The organism is Duncaniella sp. C9 (assembly GCF_004803935.1).
Lineage (GTDB): Bacteria > Bacteroidota > Bacteroidia > Bacteroidales > Muribaculaceae > Duncaniella > Duncaniella muris.
This window is the reverse complement of the sequence record NZ_CP039547.1, coordinates 3,088,294-3,106,031: the sequence shown is the minus strand read 5'-3', so window position 1 is coordinate 3,106,031 and position 17,738 is coordinate 3,088,294. Positions and strand designations below refer to the sequence as shown.

Genomic DNA, 17,738 nt, shown 5'->3' with positions numbered 1-17,738 from the left:
CAATAAATCGTTGATATTTCACCTATAAATAAGGCGTGATTTGAATGACGCTCGTCAGCAGGAGAAAGTGGGAGGGGCGGATGTTTTTGTAGATCTGAGGTCGAATTTAAGCCGAATTAAACTCGTCAGATAGCGCAAATTCGATTTATTTCCTTAAATTTGCTGCTGTAATGGCAAAGTTTCAGATCAATATTCTCGGATGCGGTTCTGCAACGCCCACGGCGCGGCACCAGCCGTCGTGTCAGGTTGTGAATTTTCGCGACAAACTTTTTATGATAGATTGCGGCGAGGGCGCGCAGTCGCAGTTCCGGCGCATGGGGCTGAAATTCTCACGCCTCAACCACATCTTCATCTCGCATCTTCACGGCGACCATCTTTTCGGGCTGCCGGGATTGCTTTCCACAATGGCACTCCACGAGGTGAGCGGTTCGGTGACAATCCATATATTCCGCGACGGCGCAAGACTCATGAAAGAGTGGATGGATTTTTTCAACCGCAACTCTCCGTTTGAGATCATATATGACGTGATCGAAGAGGGCGAACGCCGCATCGTCTATGAAGACGGCGGACTGACCGTGGAGACTTTTCCGCTCTACCACCGCACCCCCTGCACGGGCTTCATCTTCCGCGAGAAACCCAAACTGCGCCATCTGCGCGGCGATATGGTGAAGTTCCACAATATACCCATAGCCATGCTTCAGGCTGTCAAGGAGGGAGCCGATTTCGTCAGAGAAGACGGCACGGTGATTCCCAACGCGCTTCTGACCTCTCCGGCCGATCCGTCGGTGAGCTATGCCTATTGCAGCGACACGATGATGGACCTGCGGGTAGCGGCTGACATCAGCGGGGTCGACACGGTGTATCACGAGGCGACTTATGATGGCTCGATGGCCGAACGTGCCCGCGAACGCGGCCATTCAACCGCCCGCCAGGCTGCCGAAATCGCACTGCAGGCCGGTGCCCGGCGCCTGATCATAGGGCATTTCTCAAAACGCTACAATTCGGAAGAGCTCCTGCTCCGCGAAGCCGGAGAGGTGTTCCCGGATGTCATTCTGGCCAACGAGGGCCTGAAAGTAGATCTCGAATAAACAGTTTAAACAACGAACTCTTAAATCAAACAGAATACTTATGCAAAATCCCGTCATCGAGCGCATAGCCGCTCTCCGCAAGGAAATGAATGAAGCCGGAGTCAAGGCTGTAGTCCTGCCCCGTACCGACGCCCATCTGAGCGAATATATCTCGGCTCACTGGCATATTGTCCGCTATCTCAGCGGTTTCACCGGTTCGGCCGGCACTATGGTTGTCACCGATAAGGAGGCCTTGCTGTGGGTAGACAGCCGTTATTTCCTCCAGGGAGCACAGCAGATTGAAGGCTCAGGCATAATCCTTATGAAAGACGGCCTGCCTGACACTCCGTCAATTGCCGGCTACCTCTGCGAGAATCTTTCGAAAGGCGACAAAGTGGGTATAAACGGAATGCTGATGTCGATCGACGAGACTGCCGCCCTGCGCAGCCGCCTCAATGCCGCAGGCATAGAGCTTGACGTGGACTTCGACCCGATTGACCGCATCTGGACCGACCGTCCCGCACTCCCCTCCGACAAGATCTTTATCCACGACGAAAAATATGCCGGTGAATCAGCCGCCTCGAAAATGGGTCGCATCCTCGACTCTGCCAAAGCCCAGGGCGCGCAGGCTTATTTCACCTCGGCCCTCGACGAGATAGCCTGGATTCTCAATATCCGCTCTAACGACGTGCCCTGCAATCCGGTGGCAACCTCCTTCCTCTATGTGGCTCCGTCAGGCAGCACTCTCTTTGTCGATGAAGCCAAGCTGACCCCGGAGGTCAAGGCTTATCTGGCAGAGGCCGGAGTGGCTACAGCTCCCTACGCCTCTGTGCTCACCGCACTGGCTGCCCTGCCAGCCGGAGTGAAGGTGCTGTTAAGCGGTTCAAGGGCATCCGGTGCGATAGCCCATGTGCTCGAAGACCGTTATGTCAAGGGTGATTCTCCTGTAGCGCTTCCCAAGGCAATCAAGAACGATGTGCAGATCGCCGGCATCCGTCAGGCACATCTGCGCGACGGTGTGGCTATGGTCCGCTCACTCATGGAAATCGAGCGCACGGTTGCCGCAGGCGAACGCCTCACCGAAATGGACGTGGCCGACATCCTGCTCCGCCACCGTTCTAAAGGCGATCTCTACTTCGATCTTAGCTTTGAAAGCATCTGCGGTTTCGGTGCCAACGGCGCGATTGTCCACTACACCGCCGACGAAACCAGCAACACCGTAATCACCAAAGGCAACCTCCTGCTGATCGACTCAGGCGCCAACTACCTCGACGGAACCACTGACATCACCCGCACCATCGCTATCGGAGAACCCTCGGCCGACATGCGTCACGATTTCACCCTCGTGATGAAAGGCCACATAGCCATCGCCACCTCAGTCTATCCCGAAGGCACCCGCGGGGCACAGCTCGACGCACTTGCCCGCATGCCGCTCTGGAAAGAAGGCAAGAGCTATCTCCACGGCACAGGACACGGAGTAGGCCACTTCCTCAATGTCCACGAAGGCCCGCAGAGCATCCGCCTCAACGACACACTCGCACCGCTCACCCCCGGTATGCTCACCTCAAACGAACCCGGAGTCTACCTGGCAGACCGCTATGGCATACGTTGCGAAAACCTCGTGCTGACCATCCCTTACGAAGAAACAGAGTTCGGCAAATTCTATGCCTTCGAAACCATTACACTCTGCCCGTTTGACCGCTCGCTATTCGACACCTCGATCATGTCGGCCGAAGAAATCCGCTGGGTCGATGACTACCACCGCACCGTCTATGACCGTCTGGCCCCGCTGATGGAAGCCGACGAACGCCAGTGGCTCGCCGCAGCGACCGCCCCCTTGAAATACCCCCCCTAAAATCCAAACATAAAATATGGCTCTGATCATACCCGTAAGGGGATTTACACCCGAAATCGGAGAAGATACATTTCTGGCTGAAAACGCCACCGTCATCGGCGATGTGGTGATGGGCAGCGAATGCAGCGTCTGGTTCAACACCGTGATCCGCGGCGACGTCAACTCCATCCGCATCGGCAACCGCGTCAACATCCAGGACGGCTCCGTGCTCCACACCCTCTACAAAAAATCGACCATCGAAATCGGCAACGATGTCTCGATCGGCCACAACGTCACCATCCACGGCGCCAAAATCCACGACTACGCCCTCATAGGCATGGGCGCAGTGGTGATGGACGATGCCGAAGTAGGCGAAAACGCCCTTGTGGCCGCCGGCTCCGTAGTGCTCTCCCGCACCAAGATCGGCCCCAATGAACTCTGGGGTGGCGCTCCCGCCAAATTCATCAAAATGGTCGACCCGGAAACATCGCGTGAGCTCAACACCAAGATAGCCCGCAACTATCTGATGTATTCCCGCTGGTACACCGACCCTGACGCACCGACCGATTTCTGACCTCCCCCTCATCGGCAAAAAACAATCCGCAGGCACCTCTTCCGGTTCAGTACGGAAGACACCTGCGGATTGTTTTTTCAGCCAAATTTTGAAAAAGCCATGCAAAACCAAGCTCAAATAATTGGCGGTAATAAAAAAAATCACTACCTTTGTGGCCGTCTAAATCACGGACCACTTGCAAAGTCCTCCGTGAGCCGAAGCTGAAAAGCACTTGCCCGGATGGCGGAATCGGTAGACGCGCCGGTCTCAAACACCGGTGGAGCAATCCATCCCGGTTCGATCCCGGGTCCGGGTACACAGAATAAACCAACGATCACAGGAAGGATGCCGGAGTGGTCGATCGGGGCGGTCTCGAAAACCGTTGTTCCCTTACGGGAACCCAGGGTTCGAATCCCTGTCCTTCCGCAGAAAACTCGAATGAAACCCGCTGCTGGCCAGTGGGTTTCATTCGTTTTACATCTCCCCGCGCCCCGGCAGAAGAACATTGGGGGGCAGCGATTCCGGAGCCATCCGGCTCGCATCTGACACCCGTTTTTTTGCATAGACCACAAAAAAAGCCCTGCCGGAGCAGAGCTTTTTAATGTTTGTTTCAATTGAGGATCAGAGGCTTTCGAGGAGGCCGGTCTCGGAATCCATAATGTAGCCCGCCACGCGGACATCCTTGGCCATCAGCGGATGGTTGCGTATCAGATCCACAGTCTCGTTCACCGCCTCGGCTGTATCTGAAAAACCATGCAGCCAGCTGTTGAGATCAATACCGCAGTGGCGCATGAGCGAGATATGCTCCTCGTCGATGCCGCGCTCGCGCATCAGGCCGAGCATCTCCTCGGCATCCATCCCCTGCACTCCGCAGCCGGTGTGGCCGATGACCATCACCTCGTTGACCCCAAGTTCGTAGACCGCCACCAGCAGGGAGCGCATCGTGGAGTCAAACGGATTTGTAATCGTGCCCCCGGCATTCTTTATCATCTTCACATCACCGTTTCTGATGCCGAGAGCGGCAGGTAGAAGTTCGACAAGGCGTGTGTCCATACAGGTCACGATAGCGATACGTTTGTCGGGATATTTCGAGGTCTTGAACTGCCGGAAACCCTCCGACTCGACAAACTCGCGGTTGTATTTCAGAATTTCGTCAATCATAATGCAACAAACTTCGGTTGATTTGAAAAATTGCTGCAAAATTAACTCAAAAAATCCTCACGGCGTAAATTTTCAGACGAAAAAGCCGAGCGCTCCAGCCGCTGAACACCAATTCCTTGAAAAACCTACACATGTTCCGGCAGATGAGACATGACAGCCCTCTTCCTCCGATATTCGCCAAGAAGCAGCCGCGGAAGCGACCTGATTATGTCAATGCAGCGGCCTATCTGTTTGCCCGGCTCCGAGAAAATGCGGTGGACAAACTCAAGGTGGTTCCTGATCATCCACTCAGGCGCACGTTTGATATCTTCCGAGCCGTAAAACTTAAAGGCCGCACCGACAGCTATCATCACCCCGTGGCGCAGATGAGGCTTCAGCTTGCTCATGAACCACTCCTGCTTCGGAGCACCCAGCGAAACCCAGATGATGTCAGCCCCGTCGCGGTTCACCATATCGGCTATCGCCTTATAGTCAAACTCATCGGCCCCGCAATATGGCAGCTCCACAAACTGCATCTGCTCTACGTCAGGATTCCAAGGTAAAATGTTTTTTTTCAGTCCTTTAAGTATTTCGGACGACGAACCGAGAAAGATCATGCGGTAGCGCCGGCTGCTGACAATATCCTTGAAAATCGAACTTCCGCAATACTGCGGGAAGCGCTTGCCGTAGATCCATTTTATATAGAGTGGCACATAGGAACTGTCGCAGATGGAAAACATTCCGCCGTTGACCACATCGAGATACTCCGGATTACGGTTGACCTCATTTAGAATCACCCCGTCGGCCACGCACACATAATCGCCCCCGGCATCTCCACCCTGCGCGCAATAGCCTTGTGGACCTCACCACGGTCAAACTCGTAACGTATGTTGAAATAATTATCCATTTATATATGAGAAGAATTGTTTGTAGGCCGTATTACTGACGGCTTTGGTTGCATAAAGTGTCGTGTATTTTATTTATTTCCATGAAAGGACATCCTTATAGATATTGACCATTTGTCTGATTTTATTGTCCCAGGAAAGTTCTTGTTGTCTTTGGTGGCAGTTTTCCCGAAAACGTTGTAGAGTTTCAGGAGATGCTATTAGTTTGGAAATTGCTGTTGAAAAATCATGTACACTCTGTCTGGTGTTCGTCACGGGTATTTTTACTCCGATCTTATCATTGACAACATCTCCCTGGCCGCAGGTGTCGAAGCAGACAACAGGAAGATTGTTTTGAATAGCTTCTAAAACCACATGTGGTGTGCCCTCGTCAATACTTGTAAATAGGAATAGATCAGAGTCTTTCATCAGTTGATGGACTTCGGTGTTTGGGATCTTTCCATGAAAGGTTATGGCATTCGCGCAATTCAATTGTTCAGCCAGTCTGTTGGCCTCCTTGATTTGCTCTGGAGTGCCACTCCCTGCTACGTGCAGCTGTAGTTCTGGATGCTGAGCATGAAGCGATGCTACCGTTTTGATTGCCAATGGCAATTGTTTCCGGTAGTCGAATTTTCCAACCCATAGAATGGAAAATGAGTCAGAAGACTTTTTGATTGATTCAGTCTCCTTAACATAGCATCCGGTTTCGTTCATGACGATCACATCTTTGCGATGGTGAGTTCGGATGAATTCGCCTACTTCAGATGTCGCGGCCAGAACTTTCACCGCTCTTTTCATCGCATTTTTCGACAGGGGATAATGAAGCATCTGCCATCTGCTGACATGATTCTTCAGCCATAATTTAAATTTGGCTTTAGAATCCAGGCCATCGGTATAACCCAATGAAACTTCTTTCATTGCTCCTATAGGCCCCCAGACAAAAGGAATTCCATCAATTTTCCAAAGTGATCCTGGCTCTCTGAACCCGATCATGTTAAGCTGGTGGATAATATCAATCTTTTGATGATTTATGATTTCGCGAGCGATTTCGAGCGTTTTTTCCTGCCATTTTCTGTAATGCCAGTAAAATCTCCAGTCACCCTGATTCCAGCACATTCTGCGCACCTTATCCGGTAACGGGTTATAATAGAAATGAAGATTAGCCTTATGAGGGAGTTTGTCAACTGCCTCTTCTATTTCTTTTCTCCATTCACCTTCAGTTATCACATGGACGTTACAATATTTAGCCAGGTTAATCACCCAGTTCCATCCCAATCCTTGCTCACTGCCCCAGTTTGGAGCTACAGCATATGCGTTTATCAGAACGTTGATCATAAATTTCGTATAGCTTCCAGATGAATGTTTTCCTCTTCTTCCGTATTGAATCTCTTTTTTATGACTTTAGCCGGATTACCACCGACAATTGTCAGAGGGGCTACGTCTTTAGTAACAACCGAACCAGCCGCAATGATCGCTCCGTTTCCGATTTTTACGCCACCCATTATTATGGCGCCATGTCCGATCCATACGTCGTTGCCTATTTCGGTCGGTGCATCTGTCCCTCTCGGAGACTCCCACACGGGCGTTCCTGCTATATTATAGGAATGCTCGTTGCGTCCGATGAACGAGACATGAGCGGCACATAACACATAATTGCCGAAATGTGCATCAGCCGACACATGGCAGTGTGGACCCAGTTGCACATGATGTCCGAACGTCAGAATCCGGTGAGGAGCGTTGAGATGGACTGTACTGTGTATACGAGTCATGCCGGATGTCTTTATCCACCGTTGTCTTATGCGGAAGCGGACAAAACTTCTGGCCCAATTGGCAATGCTTCGGAGCTTATAGACAAAGTTTGAACGTCCGACAGGCTTGTTGTTGCTGATATTATTTTTCATAAGAGAGTTTTTGGCAGTGTCATGAAAAAAGTTTTTTCAGTTTTTTCCTCAATCCGATCATGCGGATACGGAAAAAGTCTTTCCGTTCAAATTTTTGCATCTGTCGGTCTACAGCTACTTTTGCCGGAGCTTTAAGAGGCCACTTCATCGGCTCGATCTGAAGATGGGCATAAGGATCAATGTCGGAGCTTTCATAGTGAGCGCCTCCAACTCCTGAACAGCCTATGTTTTTTGACAGATTTGTGCGTGGCACCAGACACAGTCCTCTGTTGGACATGATTGAAAATGCCCATCGGGTGTACCATGAATTGACGCGGTCGCCGTTTGCGATATGCCTGTGGTCAGACGACCAGTAGTAGGTCCTCATAAGCCCTTCGAACAGGCCGTAGGCTTTTATGACATCTGAAATCCCGGTCGAAGGCCATTTTGACATTGACATATCCATTCTGGCCCATGCGCGGCGCCAAGTGGCCCATCCCCATATGAGGACCGAATTAGAGAAGGTGTATTCGTCGGCGATATAACTCTCTTTGGGTGCATAGCACTGAGCTGTGACCATCATGACGCGGTCATCATTGGCATAGAGAGGCATGACCTCCTCACACATCCGATAGAAATCAGGTGACACAATTACATCATCCTCGATGATGGCACCCCATTCCACGTTTTTGAAAAACCAGTCGATAGCCGAACTTACAGCCCCGGCACAGCCGAGATTTTCTGTCCGGAACAATGTGTTTACCTCGCATTCCCAGTCTATCATATCCAGTACGGCCTTGCGGGTCTGCTCACAGCGTCCGGCCTCACCCTCTTTGTGTGGGCGCGGACCGTCAGCGGCGATAAACAATCTTTCAGGCTGATATTCTCTGATGGCCTTGAATGCTTCTGCCGTTACATCTTTTCTGTCAAAAATCAGAAAAAGGATCGGAGTCTTATGTGGTGTTTGATTGCTCATTTTTGCCATATGGATGGAAATAAGACATGAATGAAATTTGAACAGAACGTCATGCAGGCCGGAAGCAATCCGGAGTGGCGCCTGCGGAATCTGAAAAACTCAAATGGATTCGCTCCTGTCGGTGACATGAAATGACGCCAGCGTTCGGAAAACGGCTTTGAACTGTCAGCCCACTTCGCAATATTAGGATGAGTGTCACAGATCCCCGAAAAGCCTGGAGCTACCACGATGTTTATGCCCGATTCCGATGCCCGGAGACCATAATCGAAATCACCGAGACTATGGCGGAAGACCGGGTCAAGAGTGCCAAGTTTCCGATAGATCTCTGCGGGAACCAAGACGATGTTTCCGTTAAACGTCCTGCACCGGCTGGTCTTTCCGTTGTCCGTCGGATCAATCAGTCTCATGTCGGTGTCACGTCCTCCATATGTGATCCGATCCGGATTGTCGGAGGCATGGCAGGTGCCGACAATGATACAGCCGGGGTTCTTTTCTGCTGTCCGGATCAGATTCTCGATAGCATCAGAGAGAAGCGTCGTGTCATCATTGAGCCATAGATAGAACTCCGGATCAGATTTTGCCGCCTCATTCCATGCGGCGATCATACCGCGGTTCCAGTAGAGAGAACCGTCACCTGCAACGATTCTCACATCCGGAAATCTTTCTCTGACAGCATCGGCGGTTCCGTCCGTACATCCGTCATCGGTCAGATAGACCTCGATGGAATATCCTTCGGGAACACTGCCCGAAAACAGCGACTCCAGACAGGCAAGAGTCGTCTCTCTTCGGTTGAACACTGTAAGAAGAACTGCAATTCGCTTGTTCATGATCATCTGTTATACAGCTTATATATTTCCTTGATATTTCTTGGCAGAAAATATTTTGAATTGACGATATAAAAATTATTGTGTCAGACAACCAGATATAGCAATCCTGATTTCAGCAGATTATCTAAATTGGTATATGACCAGACACTATGCAGTGTCAGATAGATAAATATTGCAAGGATCATGATAGATCCGAATAAAAACATCAGGCGGCTGATTTTGGAAGTTCTGAACAGAGCTGCGAAAATCAGCGATATAAACGGATAGAGCAGCATCAGAAAGCGGGCGAATATCTCACTGAGATTTACATTCAGCAGGACAAATACAGCGATTATTGCAGGAATATTGAACAGGTGTCTTAGCCCGTTCGATGTATTGTCGGTCGCGTTTCGGGTCTGCATCTGACTGCAATAAAAGGATGTCACCAATATGGTCACAGCAAGCAGTATGGCTGCCGGAGACGCTTCGCCGAGATCGAATACTTTGGTGGCACTCGCACGTTGCAGGGCATATGATGCTGTAGAGTCGCTGAATATTGACAGTGAAAGCAGGTAGCCGCTTATCAGACGGATGCTCCCTATGATCAGAAGAACGATTGAATAGACTGTAATGTTCTTTTTGATCGGTTTGTCAAGAATCGGGATAAAAAGCAGTATCACCGGAAGCAGCGTCATAGTGTGGATGGTAGGGCAGAGTATCAGCAATATCCAGTGTGTTTTCTGATACAGACACCGTTCCACCATGACATATATGAAGATGCTGATTGCTAAACTCTGGCGCAGCAACTGGATTGAAAGTGAAAAAACATATGGATTAAAGCAAGTCAGCATTACCGCAGCCATGACCACACCTTTGTTGACTGTGGTTTTCTGGCAGAACTTTAATGTGGCCAGATTGAGAAAAATATATTGTATTACGGTTGTTAAAAATTTATATATCTCCTCCTTGCTGCTTATGAAATGATTGACACACCAGACATATGTGGCATAAGCGGCCTCGCTCTTTTTTTTCTGACCGGATAGATATGACAACAGGTCGGTATTGCCACTTCGTTTGAACCACCGGACATAATAGAATAAGTCGTTGTCATTGACCTTTGACGAGTTGATGATGGCGAGCAGCAGGATGGAGAAAATGATCAGGAAAATAATGTTTCTGTGCCATATTCTCTGGCCCATTGACGGGGAGGCATAGCAGACCAGTAGCAGCACCGCCAATGCCCCGACCGGCTGGATGAGGAAAAGGCAGGAAATAAAAACGTACAGTATCGTGTACTGGCTTTGTGTATAAGTTTTTGTCGCTGTCATAAAAAGCAAAAAACTTGGATATGAGATATCATTTGTCCCAATAGCCTGTGGCCGTGTTATTGAGAATTTTATTGATCTGTATATGTCCTGATATAGCTTGGATAAAATATACCGATGCAGGTATCAGTAATACTCCTGGGACTCCATAAAGGCGGCATAGCCATGACATACATGGATATGCGATAATGGCAAATGTCAGATATATGACAAGCTGAATATGGATCTTGCCGATACCGTTTATCATATACATGTAGATGCTTCCGCAGAAATTTGAAAAGATATAGATGGCTTCGCTGATATTGATTTCTGCCGGAACAATTACTTTCTTGTCAATCCATAGGTTGATAAACGGGGTTGCCAGAAAGTACATTATGACCGTTACTGGTATTCCGGCCAGAAGTGCTTTCTGCAGGATAGAAGCTATTCTGCGCATCCATTCAAAATTTTTCTGTGCATAGGCATCCGTGAAAGCAGACCAGACATTCCCTATCACAAGGCTTGAAACCATAGTCAGTATGCTGAAATATCTATGCGATATATTGTACTGAGTCACGACTTCAGGTCCTAAATTGCGAGAGATGATAATGTTGATTATCTGATAGATAAACAACATGGAAGTCGTGATAATGAAAAATTTTCCTCCGATCCCAAGGATATCTTTCACATATTTGAGCCGTATGTAGCCGAAATTCGGGCGAAACTGGCGGTAGCGGGTATTGAAGAATATGATTGAGCAGAGCACCAGCGTGACAAACGGGATGCCGGAAAAAATGAATGCAAGTGAGGTTATGGAACCTGATTTGACAGTCTTGGTCAGAATGAAGATCACCAGTAACGCAAGACCCTGGCCCAACACCTGTATGCCTGACGAAAAGGCTGACCGCTGGTCGGCTATAAGCATGGTCGAGAATGTCTGAAAAACTATATTCAGACCGAAAAATCCCAGAAGAACCGCAAATGTCATTCTCAGTTCCTCGCAGTATGACTGATCTACTTTCAGCACAGAACTCCAGTCAACTATGAAGCTGACAGGGATCATTACCGACATGAAAACCACAAACGAAATGAACAGCGCCGCATACGTGGTCGACACATACACGCGGGCCATCTTCAGTTTCCCACATGCTTTCAGAGTCGTAAAGCGGTTTCTGAAGCCGTTGGTCAGGCCGATGTCAAAGAAATAGAACCAGGCCATGAGCGAACTCAGAGTCAGCCAGATGCCATATTGGACCGGGTTTACGTAATTGATGGTTATAGGGACTATGAACAAAGAAATCAGCATACTGATTCCTTTAAGGACAACCGATGCCAGTATATTTTTCTTTAATAATATCGTGCGTTGGTCTCCTTTTTTGAAGAACATCCTGAGTGATCCAAGATTCATGAGCCGATTCTGTGGTTGACGGGTTTTGCCAGTGGATTAAAATGAACCGCATTGCCTCTCTCAGTCGCGGCTGAAGAGATCTCTGGTGTAGACTTTGTAGCTGACATCCTTAAGGTCGGCGGAAGTGCGGTTGGCAAGGATGGCATGCGAAAGGCGCTTGAACTCTTCCAGATCATTGACAACCCGCGAGCCGAAAAACGTTGTCCCGTTCTCAAGCGTAGGCTCATAGATGATCACCGTTGCGCCCTTGGCCTTGATGCGCTTCATCACACCCTGGATCGACGACTGGCGGAAATTGTCGGAATTCGACTTCATGGTCAGGCGGTAGACCCCGATCACACACTCCGTCTCAGCTACTGTCGAATAGGCGTTCTGGGAACTGTAGTCATAATATCCGGCCTTCTTAAGCACCTGGTCGGCTATGAAATCCTTGCGGGTGCGGTTGCTCTCAACGATTGCCGACATCATGTTCTGAGGCACATCGGCATAGTTGGCCAGAAGCTGCTTCGTGTCCTTCGGCAGGCAGTAGCCGCCATAGCCGAACGACGGATTGTTGTAGTGTGTACCGATGCGCGGATCAAGTCCGATACCCTCGATGATGGCCTGCGAGTCGAGACCCTTGACCTCGGCATAGGTGTCAAGCTCGTTGAAATAGCTAACGCGGAGCGCGAGATAAGTGTTGGCAAACAGCTTCACCGCCTCAGCCTCCTTCATGCCCATGAACAGGGTGGGGATCTCCTCCTTGATGGCTCCCTGCTGCAGAAGCGAAGCGAAAGTCCGGGCGGCCTCATCGAGACGCGCAATGTCTGTCACCGACAGAATAGCCTCGTTTTCCTCGCTGAACCGTTCGTCGGCAATGATCTTTGGAGTGCCTACAATGATGCGCGAGGGATAGAGATTGTCATAGAGCGCCTTGCTCTCGCGCAGAAATTCCGGCGAGAAGAGCAGATTGAACTGCTTTACACCCTTGGCGGCATACTTCATATAGAGCGAGCGGCAGTAGCCCACCGGGATGGTCGACTTTATGACCATCACCGCATCCGGATTTACTTCAAGCACCAGATCGATGACCTCTTCCACGTGCGACGTGTCGAAATAATTCTTCACCGGATCATAGTTGGTCGGAGCGGCTATCACAATGAAATCTGCCCCGCGGTAAGCCTCGGCGCCGTCAAGCGTGGCCCGCAGGTCAAGATCCTTTTCGGCAAGATATTTCTCGATATACTCATCCTGGATCGGAGACTTGCGCCGGTTGATGGCCTCGACTTTTTCGGGGATCACGTCAACGGCGGTGACGTGGTTGTGCTGAGCGAGAAGAGTCGCTATGCTGAGTCCTACGTAGCCTGTCCCGGCTACAGCTATGTCATATTGTTTCATTTGTGACTGTATAATGTGATATGCGAAAACGTGAGAGGCCTGAGCGTTTTTTTAGCTCGCGCCATGAAAAATGAGTGGAGCCGGTCAGGCACCAGAATGTAATGCAGTAAGGCCACAGGCCCTCAGCATGAGGCAGATGCGTGATATAGGCCAAGTGTAGACCGCACCGTCGGGTTAGAACAATTATTAGCAGAGGCCTGTGCTGACGCGGCCTCGGAAAGTGAGAAGATAGTATAGTACCGCAAAATTAATAATTAACATTTAAATTAGCAACTTTTAAGGAAATGGTTACAATGTCATACTAACATCTGCGGTCTGCCGATTGTTCATATCCCCGCCGTTTAAAAAGGCAGGGGACCACGGTCAAAGGCATCGATGAAAGACCCCGGAGTGGAATTGACAACTGTGATTCCGCAGGCTTTTGCATAAGCTTCCACCCGGTGATACGACCTGAAGGCAAGATAGAAACTCAGCAGCACATCGTGGAGCCTCACGTTGCTGTACACGCTCGCCACCCTCGAATGCTCCTCGTCATTATCCTTATAGAAATGGGGCTGAAAGTTCACCACTGTGTTCTCCTCGGTCACGCCAAGAGTCGACAGCCAGCCGTGGTCAGCCCCCGTCAGATAGATGGTGCGGAATCCGGCGAGCATCGCGGTCATCAGCGCCGGCACCAGCACATTGCGCGGACGCGGCATAGCCAGCCCGGTCCCGTAGAGCCACCGTTCAAGCCATCCGAACCCCTCAGCCCCTATGAAATTGAACCGTTCGATGCTGATATTCCGGTTAGTGATCTTCAGCCCCGACGCTTTCTGCGAGGTCGGAATGTAGAGCGTCATCGGCCAGTCCACAAGGCTGTTGAAGCGCTCAAACATTTTTCTGACATTCGGATCCGACTCGCGTCCCTCAAAGAAATGCGGATCTGCCAGAAGATAGAAATCAGGCCGCAGCATCGGAAACTCCTCGGCGTTGGCCGCGAAATTCAGAGCCATCGTCGTAGCCCTGCACAGCTGCTCTCCCCTGGAGTCGATCAGAGCCCTGAGCGACGGCCCGTTGCCGAGAATAATCAGAGGCTTCCCATCCGCGGCCATCGGCGAGGGCTTCACACCGGGCCTGCGCCCCAGAAGCGCCACTTTGGCCAGACTCTTCACACTCGTTCCGAGCCTCGCTCCGAAAACACTCAATTTTTCTGTCAGTTTCATGAAGACTTATGAATTGAATTTGAGAGGTCGTTTAAAAACAACGACCTCTAATTGCACGCTGTTCGTCTCAGCTTACTGCAAAGGTAGCCATTTTCATCGGATTGGACAACGGTGAGAAAAAGCCGGACCCCATCGTGCCCGGAGCCGTATTCCGACAAAAACGCCACCGGTCCCGGTTGCCGTAACACAGACGGCTCCCGCACCGATGGCGCTTGTAGGGGCTTATTATACCCTTCGGTCAGATATGAGGATTCTAAAAAACTCAGACTTCCACCTTGACTCTGGCGCTGCCGAAGACGTTGAGCTGAAGTTCAGTCAGTATCTCTTTCACTGCCTTGGCCGCTTTGGCGGGAACTCCGGCCTCGTTGAGTCCGGGCGAAAACGCTGCGATTGAGCCGAAGCCCGGAATGACAGTCACAAAACCGCCTCCGAAGCCCGACATTGCAGGCACACCGGTGATGATCAGCCACGGTTTGCCCATATGCTTCGGACCCTTGGCCGCCATCATGGCGCAAAGTGAGGCCGAAAGACTGCCGTCGAAAGCAATCTCCTTAGTAGCCGGATTGACTCCGTCGGCAGCGATTGTAGCACCCATCTGGGCAAGTTGTTCGGTGGTCACGAGCATCGAGCGCAGGCGCGTGTAGAGGTCAATCGAAATATCAGCGGCATCATACAGTTCATAGCCCGCATCAGCAAAAGCATTGACCTTATCGGCCCCGGCATTCTCGGCCATTGAGGCTTTGTAGAGCCGGTCATCAAGCACGGGCGACGATCCCATCAGCGAGACCATTATATCGGAAAGAATCTCCATCTTGCCGTCGAAATCGCCCGTAGGTTCAACAAGGCTCACAGCCCGCACACCCTTGGCGTGGAGCCCTTTCAGCGGTTTCTCTCCCTGTTTGTCAGGCTGAGACTGGCATCCGCATTTGCAGCCATTCTTTCCGAGCCCCATTTTCCCTACAAGCTCTTCAGGCTTCATCTGGGTAAGCAGTTGCACAGCTATCGGAAGACGGCTGATGGCCCCCATTGCAAACTGAGCCTGAGTGTGGCCGATGTCAAACTTAGAGCCGTCAGTCAGCCGCACCGAAATGCCGAACAAGCCTTCGTTCATGTCTGCGGTTTTCGGATCAGGAGTGCCGCATGTATCGTTTTTGTGACTGTCATAAGCTTTTTGTACCGCAGACTTCAGGTCAGCGAGTTTTATGATTCTTTCCATAATGAGTTGAGGTTAAAATTTTCTGTCATTATAACCTCTGGCCGCCGGCGTATGTTGGGCGCTTTTACGGAAACTTATCCAATTTTAGCGGATTTTTGAAATCATGACCGGCGTAATGTGTTAATTATGGAGTGATGTTCAACAATTTAAGGCAAAATTATGTTTAATCTGTATAAAAATCTTCATCTACAAATCTTCTACTGCTTATGAGCCGCCTTGAAAAATTCCTCTTCCTGCCGATAGTTGTCGGCATCATTGTTCTTGGAGCCTGTTCATCCAATGTCTGGGACGAAGTTCCATCCCCGATAACATCCTTTGTCGAACAGTATTATCCCGGAAGCGGGCTCAGTTCTTACAATCAGACCGACAACGGCTATCAGGTAAAAATCACCAACGGAGCCACTCTGTCATTTGACAGCGACTATTCCTGGACTTCGATTGACGGCAACGGTGTCCGCCTGCCTGAAGTCCTTGTCTACAATCAGCTCCCGCCGGCTCTGTTCAACTATCTTCAGAGTGTAGAGCTGCAGAACTCCGTCTATCGCATGAGCCGCGATGCGCATTTCTATAAACTGACTATGGAAAATACAGTCATCACCTATGACATCGCCACCGGAAAAGTCACCTATCCCGACGGCAAGACCGTAGACTCATGATATTCCCGCCCCTCGCAATTCTGACCGGTCAGATGAACTGGCTGACCAGCACTGTCGCTATCAGCAGCGGAGCCACCCATTTCACAATGAAGGCCACAATGCCGAAAATGTGTGATTTCAGCGTGCCGCCGTTTGTCATCTCGTTGTGGAAGAACGAACGCGGAGCCACCCATCCCATGTAGATGCACATCAGAATGCCGCCCACCGGAAGCATGATGTTTGTTGCCACCGTGTCGAGAAAATCGAATATGGTCATGCCGCATATGGTATAGCCGCTCCACGGCCCGACAGAAAGAGAGCAGATTGAGCTGAGAACAAAAAGCGGCAGAATCACAGTCAGCACAGCCTTTGTCCTGCTGAAACTGAAACGGCATTCCAGAAATGCTACCGAGACTTCGGCCAGCGATATGGTCGATGTGAAAGCACCCACCGACAGAAGCAGGAAGAAGAGCGCCGACCAGACCTGGGTGCTCCCCATCTGGGCAAAAATTTCAGGCAGCGTGATGAACACCAGCGCCGAACCGGCCAGATTGTGATCGGCAAGTCCGAATGTCATCACCGCAGGGAAAATTATGAGCCCCATCAGAATAGCCACTCCAAGATCCAGAAGCGAGACGGTGACAGCCGTGCGGGTGAGCTTTGTGTCTTTAGGATAATAGCTCGAATATGTCACGAGGATACCCATTGCAAGACTGAGCGAAAAGAAGGCCTGGCCCAGAGCGTTGACCACAGTCCCGGCCGAGATTGCCGAGAAATCAGGCTCCAGGAAAAATTCCACTCCCTCGGCAGCCTTTGGCAGTGACAGCGAGACCGCACAGAACACCACCAGCAGCACAAACAGCAGCGGCATCATGATATTCGACATCTTCTCGATTCCTTTCTGCACACCCTTCAGCAGCACAAAAAGGTTGGTGGCAAGCATGATGTAGGTCATCACAAGCGGGCGATAAGTCCCGGTGATATATTGGGCCATCTTGTCACTGAAAAGTCTTTCCGCATCATCAGGTCCGACAGCCGGCGATGCCGAAGAATAGAGATGGCCGGTGACGGACTGCACAAGATATTCAAGCGTCCAGCCGGACACGACCATGTAGAATGACAATATCAGATACGATGCGAGAATGGCAAGCGCGCCTACAAGCCACCAGCCCTTCTTGCCGGGAGTGACGTTGCGGAAAACTCCCGTGGCGTCAGAGGCTCCACCGCGTCCGAGCGAAAATTCGGCTGTCATCACCGGAATTCCGAGCAGAAAGACGCAGGCCATATAGATGAGCAGGAAAGCCGCGCCTCCGTTGGCCTGGGTTTCGGCCGGAAAGCGCCACACGTTGCCGAGTCCGACCGCAGAGCCTACAGTAGCGGCGATCAGCCCGATTTTTGATGCGAAAGTAGTTTTCTGTGACATTTGCAATTATATAGATTGTGTGTTTTAGTGTGT

15 protein-coding genes, 2 tRNA genes and 1 pseudogene are annotated in these 17,738 nt (G+C 50.5%); 6 read left to right on the top strand and 12 right to left on the bottom strand.

All coding sequences use genetic code 11. The features are described from left to right. The first annotated feature begins 170 nt into the window (after nt 1–170). The 5 genes from E7745_RS13185 to E7745_RS13165 all read left to right on the top strand — a co-directional run bounded on the left by E7745_RS13185 (nt 171) and on the right by E7745_RS13165 (nt 3,880). Nucleotides 171–1,088, top strand: coding sequence for a ribonuclease Z (locus tag E7745_RS13185; protein ID WP_136409011.1), 918 nt, complete (start codon nt 171–173; stop codon nt 1,086–1,088). Nucleotides 1,089–1,128: 40 nt separating this feature from the next. Then, nucleotides 1,129–2,922: an aminopeptidase P family protein gene (locus tag E7745_RS13180; protein WP_136409010.1), complete on the top strand. Its 1,794-nt coding sequence runs from the start codon at nt 1,129–1,131 to the stop codon at nt 2,920–2,922. Between the two features lie 16 nt (nt 2,923–2,938). Next, nucleotides 2,939–3,475 carry a gamma carbonic anhydrase family protein gene (locus E7745_RS13175; protein ID WP_107031294.1) on the top strand — a complete coding sequence of 179 codons (537 nt, stop codon included), beginning with the start codon at nt 2,939–2,941 and terminating at the stop codon, nt 3,473–3,475. A 213-nt stretch (nt 3,476–3,688) separates the two neighbouring features. Further along, nucleotides 3,689–3,770, top strand: a tRNA-Leu gene (locus tag E7745_RS13170). Nucleotides 3,771–3,793: 23 nt separating this feature from the next. After that, nucleotides 3,794–3,880: transfer RNA gene (locus tag E7745_RS13165), tRNA-Ser, on the top strand. A 195-nt stretch (nt 3,881–4,075) separates the two neighbouring features. Here the strand turns inward: E7745_RS13165 and E7745_RS13160 are convergent. The 11 genes and pseudogenes from E7745_RS13160 to E7745_RS13110 all read right to left on the bottom strand — a co-directional run bounded on the left by E7745_RS13160 (nt 4,076) and on the right by E7745_RS13110 (nt 15,647). Further along, nucleotides 4,076–4,615, bottom strand: a complete 540-nt coding sequence (locus E7745_RS13160) for a carbonic anhydrase (RefSeq protein ID WP_107031295.1) — start codon at nt 4,613–4,615, stop codon at nt 4,076–4,078. A 125-nt stretch (nt 4,616–4,740) separates the two neighbouring features. After that, complete coding sequence (locus E7745_RS13155) at nt 4,741–5,391, bottom strand: WecB/TagA/CpsF family glycosyltransferase (RefSeq protein ID WP_370291697.1); 651 nt, start codon at nt 5,389–5,391, stop codon at nt 4,741–4,743. A 183-nt stretch (nt 5,392–5,574) separates the two neighbouring features. Beyond that, the gene (locus E7745_RS13150) at nt 5,575–6,813 is read right to left on the bottom strand and encodes a glycosyltransferase family 4 protein (protein ID WP_107031297.1); all 1,239 of its coding nucleotides are present in this window, start codon (nt 6,811–6,813) and stop codon (nt 5,575–5,577) included. A 38-nt stretch (nt 6,814–6,851) separates the two neighbouring features. Beyond that, nucleotides 6,852–7,025 (bottom strand): annotated as a pseudogene (locus tag E7745_RS15280) (DapH/DapD/GlmU-related protein); the annotation flags it as partial. A 373-nt stretch (nt 7,026–7,398) separates the two neighbouring features. Then, nucleotides 7,399–8,334, bottom strand: coding sequence for a hypothetical protein (locus E7745_RS13140; RefSeq protein ID WP_124075581.1), 936 nt, complete (start codon nt 8,332–8,334; stop codon nt 7,399–7,401). Then, nucleotides 8,331–9,161 carry a glycosyltransferase family 2 protein gene (locus E7745_RS13135; protein ID WP_136409009.1) on the bottom strand — a complete coding sequence of 277 codons (831 nt, stop codon included), beginning with the start codon at nt 9,159–9,161 and terminating at the stop codon, nt 8,331–8,333. Before E7745_RS13135 ends, E7745_RS13140 begins: the two co-directional genes overlap by 4 nt. 83 nt (nt 9,162–9,244) lie before the next feature. Then, nucleotides 9,245–10,468, bottom strand: a complete 1,224-nt coding sequence (locus tag E7745_RS13130) for an EpsG family protein (protein WP_123398508.1) — start codon at nt 10,466–10,468, stop codon at nt 9,245–9,247. Nucleotides 10,469–10,496: 28 nt separating this feature from the next. Continuing rightward, nucleotides 10,497–11,852, bottom strand: a complete 1,356-nt coding sequence (locus E7745_RS13125; RefSeq protein ID WP_240740319.1) for a lipopolysaccharide biosynthesis protein — start codon at nt 11,850–11,852, stop codon at nt 10,497–10,499. 60 nt (nt 11,853–11,912) lie between these two features. Beyond that, on the bottom strand, nt 11,913–13,229 hold the full coding sequence (locus tag E7745_RS13120; protein ID WP_123398507.1) for a nucleotide sugar dehydrogenase: 1,317 nt from the start codon (nt 13,227–13,229) through the stop codon (nt 11,913–11,915). Nucleotides 13,230–13,570: 341 nt separating this feature from the next. Next, on the bottom strand, nt 13,571–14,431 hold the full coding sequence (locus tag E7745_RS13115; RefSeq protein WP_107031303.1) for a hypothetical protein: 861 nt from the start codon (nt 14,429–14,431) through the stop codon (nt 13,571–13,573). Nucleotides 14,432–14,693: 262 nt separating this feature from the next. Beyond that, nucleotides 14,694–15,647: a glutaminase gene (locus E7745_RS13110; protein WP_123399045.1), complete on the bottom strand. Its 954-nt coding sequence runs from the start codon at nt 15,645–15,647 to the stop codon at nt 14,694–14,696. 206 nt (nt 15,648–15,853) lie between these two features. Between E7745_RS13110 and E7745_RS13105 the strand changes: the two genes are divergently transcribed. After that, nucleotides 15,854–16,303 (top strand): PepSY-like domain-containing protein, encoded by a 450-nt coding sequence (locus E7745_RS13105; RefSeq protein ID WP_136409008.1) that lies wholly within the window; start codon nt 15,854–15,856, stop codon nt 16,301–16,303. A gap of 28 nt (nt 16,304–16,331) precedes the next feature. Here the strand turns inward: E7745_RS13105 and E7745_RS13100 are convergent, their stop codons facing one another. Further along, nucleotides 16,332–17,705: a sodium-dependent transporter gene (locus E7745_RS13100; protein ID WP_136409007.1), complete on the bottom strand. Its 1,374-nt coding sequence runs from the start codon at nt 17,703–17,705 to the stop codon at nt 16,332–16,334. Nucleotides 17,706–17,738: the final 33 nt, after the last annotated feature.

Coding starts and splice junctions, on each gene's coding strand:
- E7745_RS13100 (WP_136409007.1), bottom strand. CDS start 17,705: ATGTCACAGAAAACTACTTTCGCATCAAAAATCGGGCTGATCGCCGCT.
- E7745_RS13110 (WP_123399045.1), bottom strand. CDS start 15,647: ATGGAAAGAATCATAAAACTCGCTGACCTGAAGTCTGCGGTACAAAAA.
- E7745_RS13125 (WP_240740319.1), bottom strand. CDS start 11,852: ATGAATCTTGGATCACTCAGGATGTTCTTCAAAAAAGGAGACCAACGC.
- E7745_RS13175 (WP_107031294.1), top strand. CDS start 2,939: ATGGCTCTGATCATACCCGTAAGGGGATTTACACCCGAAATCGGAGAA.
- E7745_RS13130 (WP_123398508.1), bottom strand. CDS start 10,468: ATGACAGCGACAAAAACTTATACACAAAGCCAGTACACGATACTGTAC.
- E7745_RS13180 (WP_136409010.1), top strand. CDS start 1,129: ATGCAAAATCCCGTCATCGAGCGCATAGCCGCTCTCCGCAAGGAAATG.
- E7745_RS13140 (WP_124075581.1), bottom strand. CDS start 8,334: ATGAGCAATCAAACACCACATAAGACTCCGATCCTTTTTCTGATTTTT.
- E7745_RS13135 (WP_136409009.1), bottom strand. CDS start 9,161: ATGAACAAGCGAATTGCAGTTCTTCTTACAGTGTTCAACCGAAGAGAG.
- E7745_RS13120 (WP_123398507.1), bottom strand. CDS start 13,229: ATGAAACAATATGACATAGCTGTAGCCGGGACAGGCTACGTAGGACTC.
- E7745_RS13115 (WP_107031303.1), bottom strand. CDS start 14,431: ATGAAACTGACAGAAAAATTGAGTGTTTTCGGAGCGAGGCTCGGAACG.
- E7745_RS13105 (WP_136409008.1), top strand. CDS start 15,854: ATGAGCCGCCTTGAAAAATTCCTCTTCCTGCCGATAGTTGTCGGCATC.
- E7745_RS13185 (WP_136409011.1), top strand. CDS start 171: ATGGCAAAGTTTCAGATCAATATTCTCGGATGCGGTTCTGCAACGCCC.
- E7745_RS13160 (WP_107031295.1), bottom strand. CDS start 4,615: ATGATTGACGAAATTCTGAAATACAACCGCGAGTTTGTCGAGTCGGAG.
- E7745_RS13150 (WP_107031297.1), bottom strand. CDS start 6,813: ATGATCAACGTTCTGATAAACGCATATGCTGTAGCTCCAAACTGGGGC.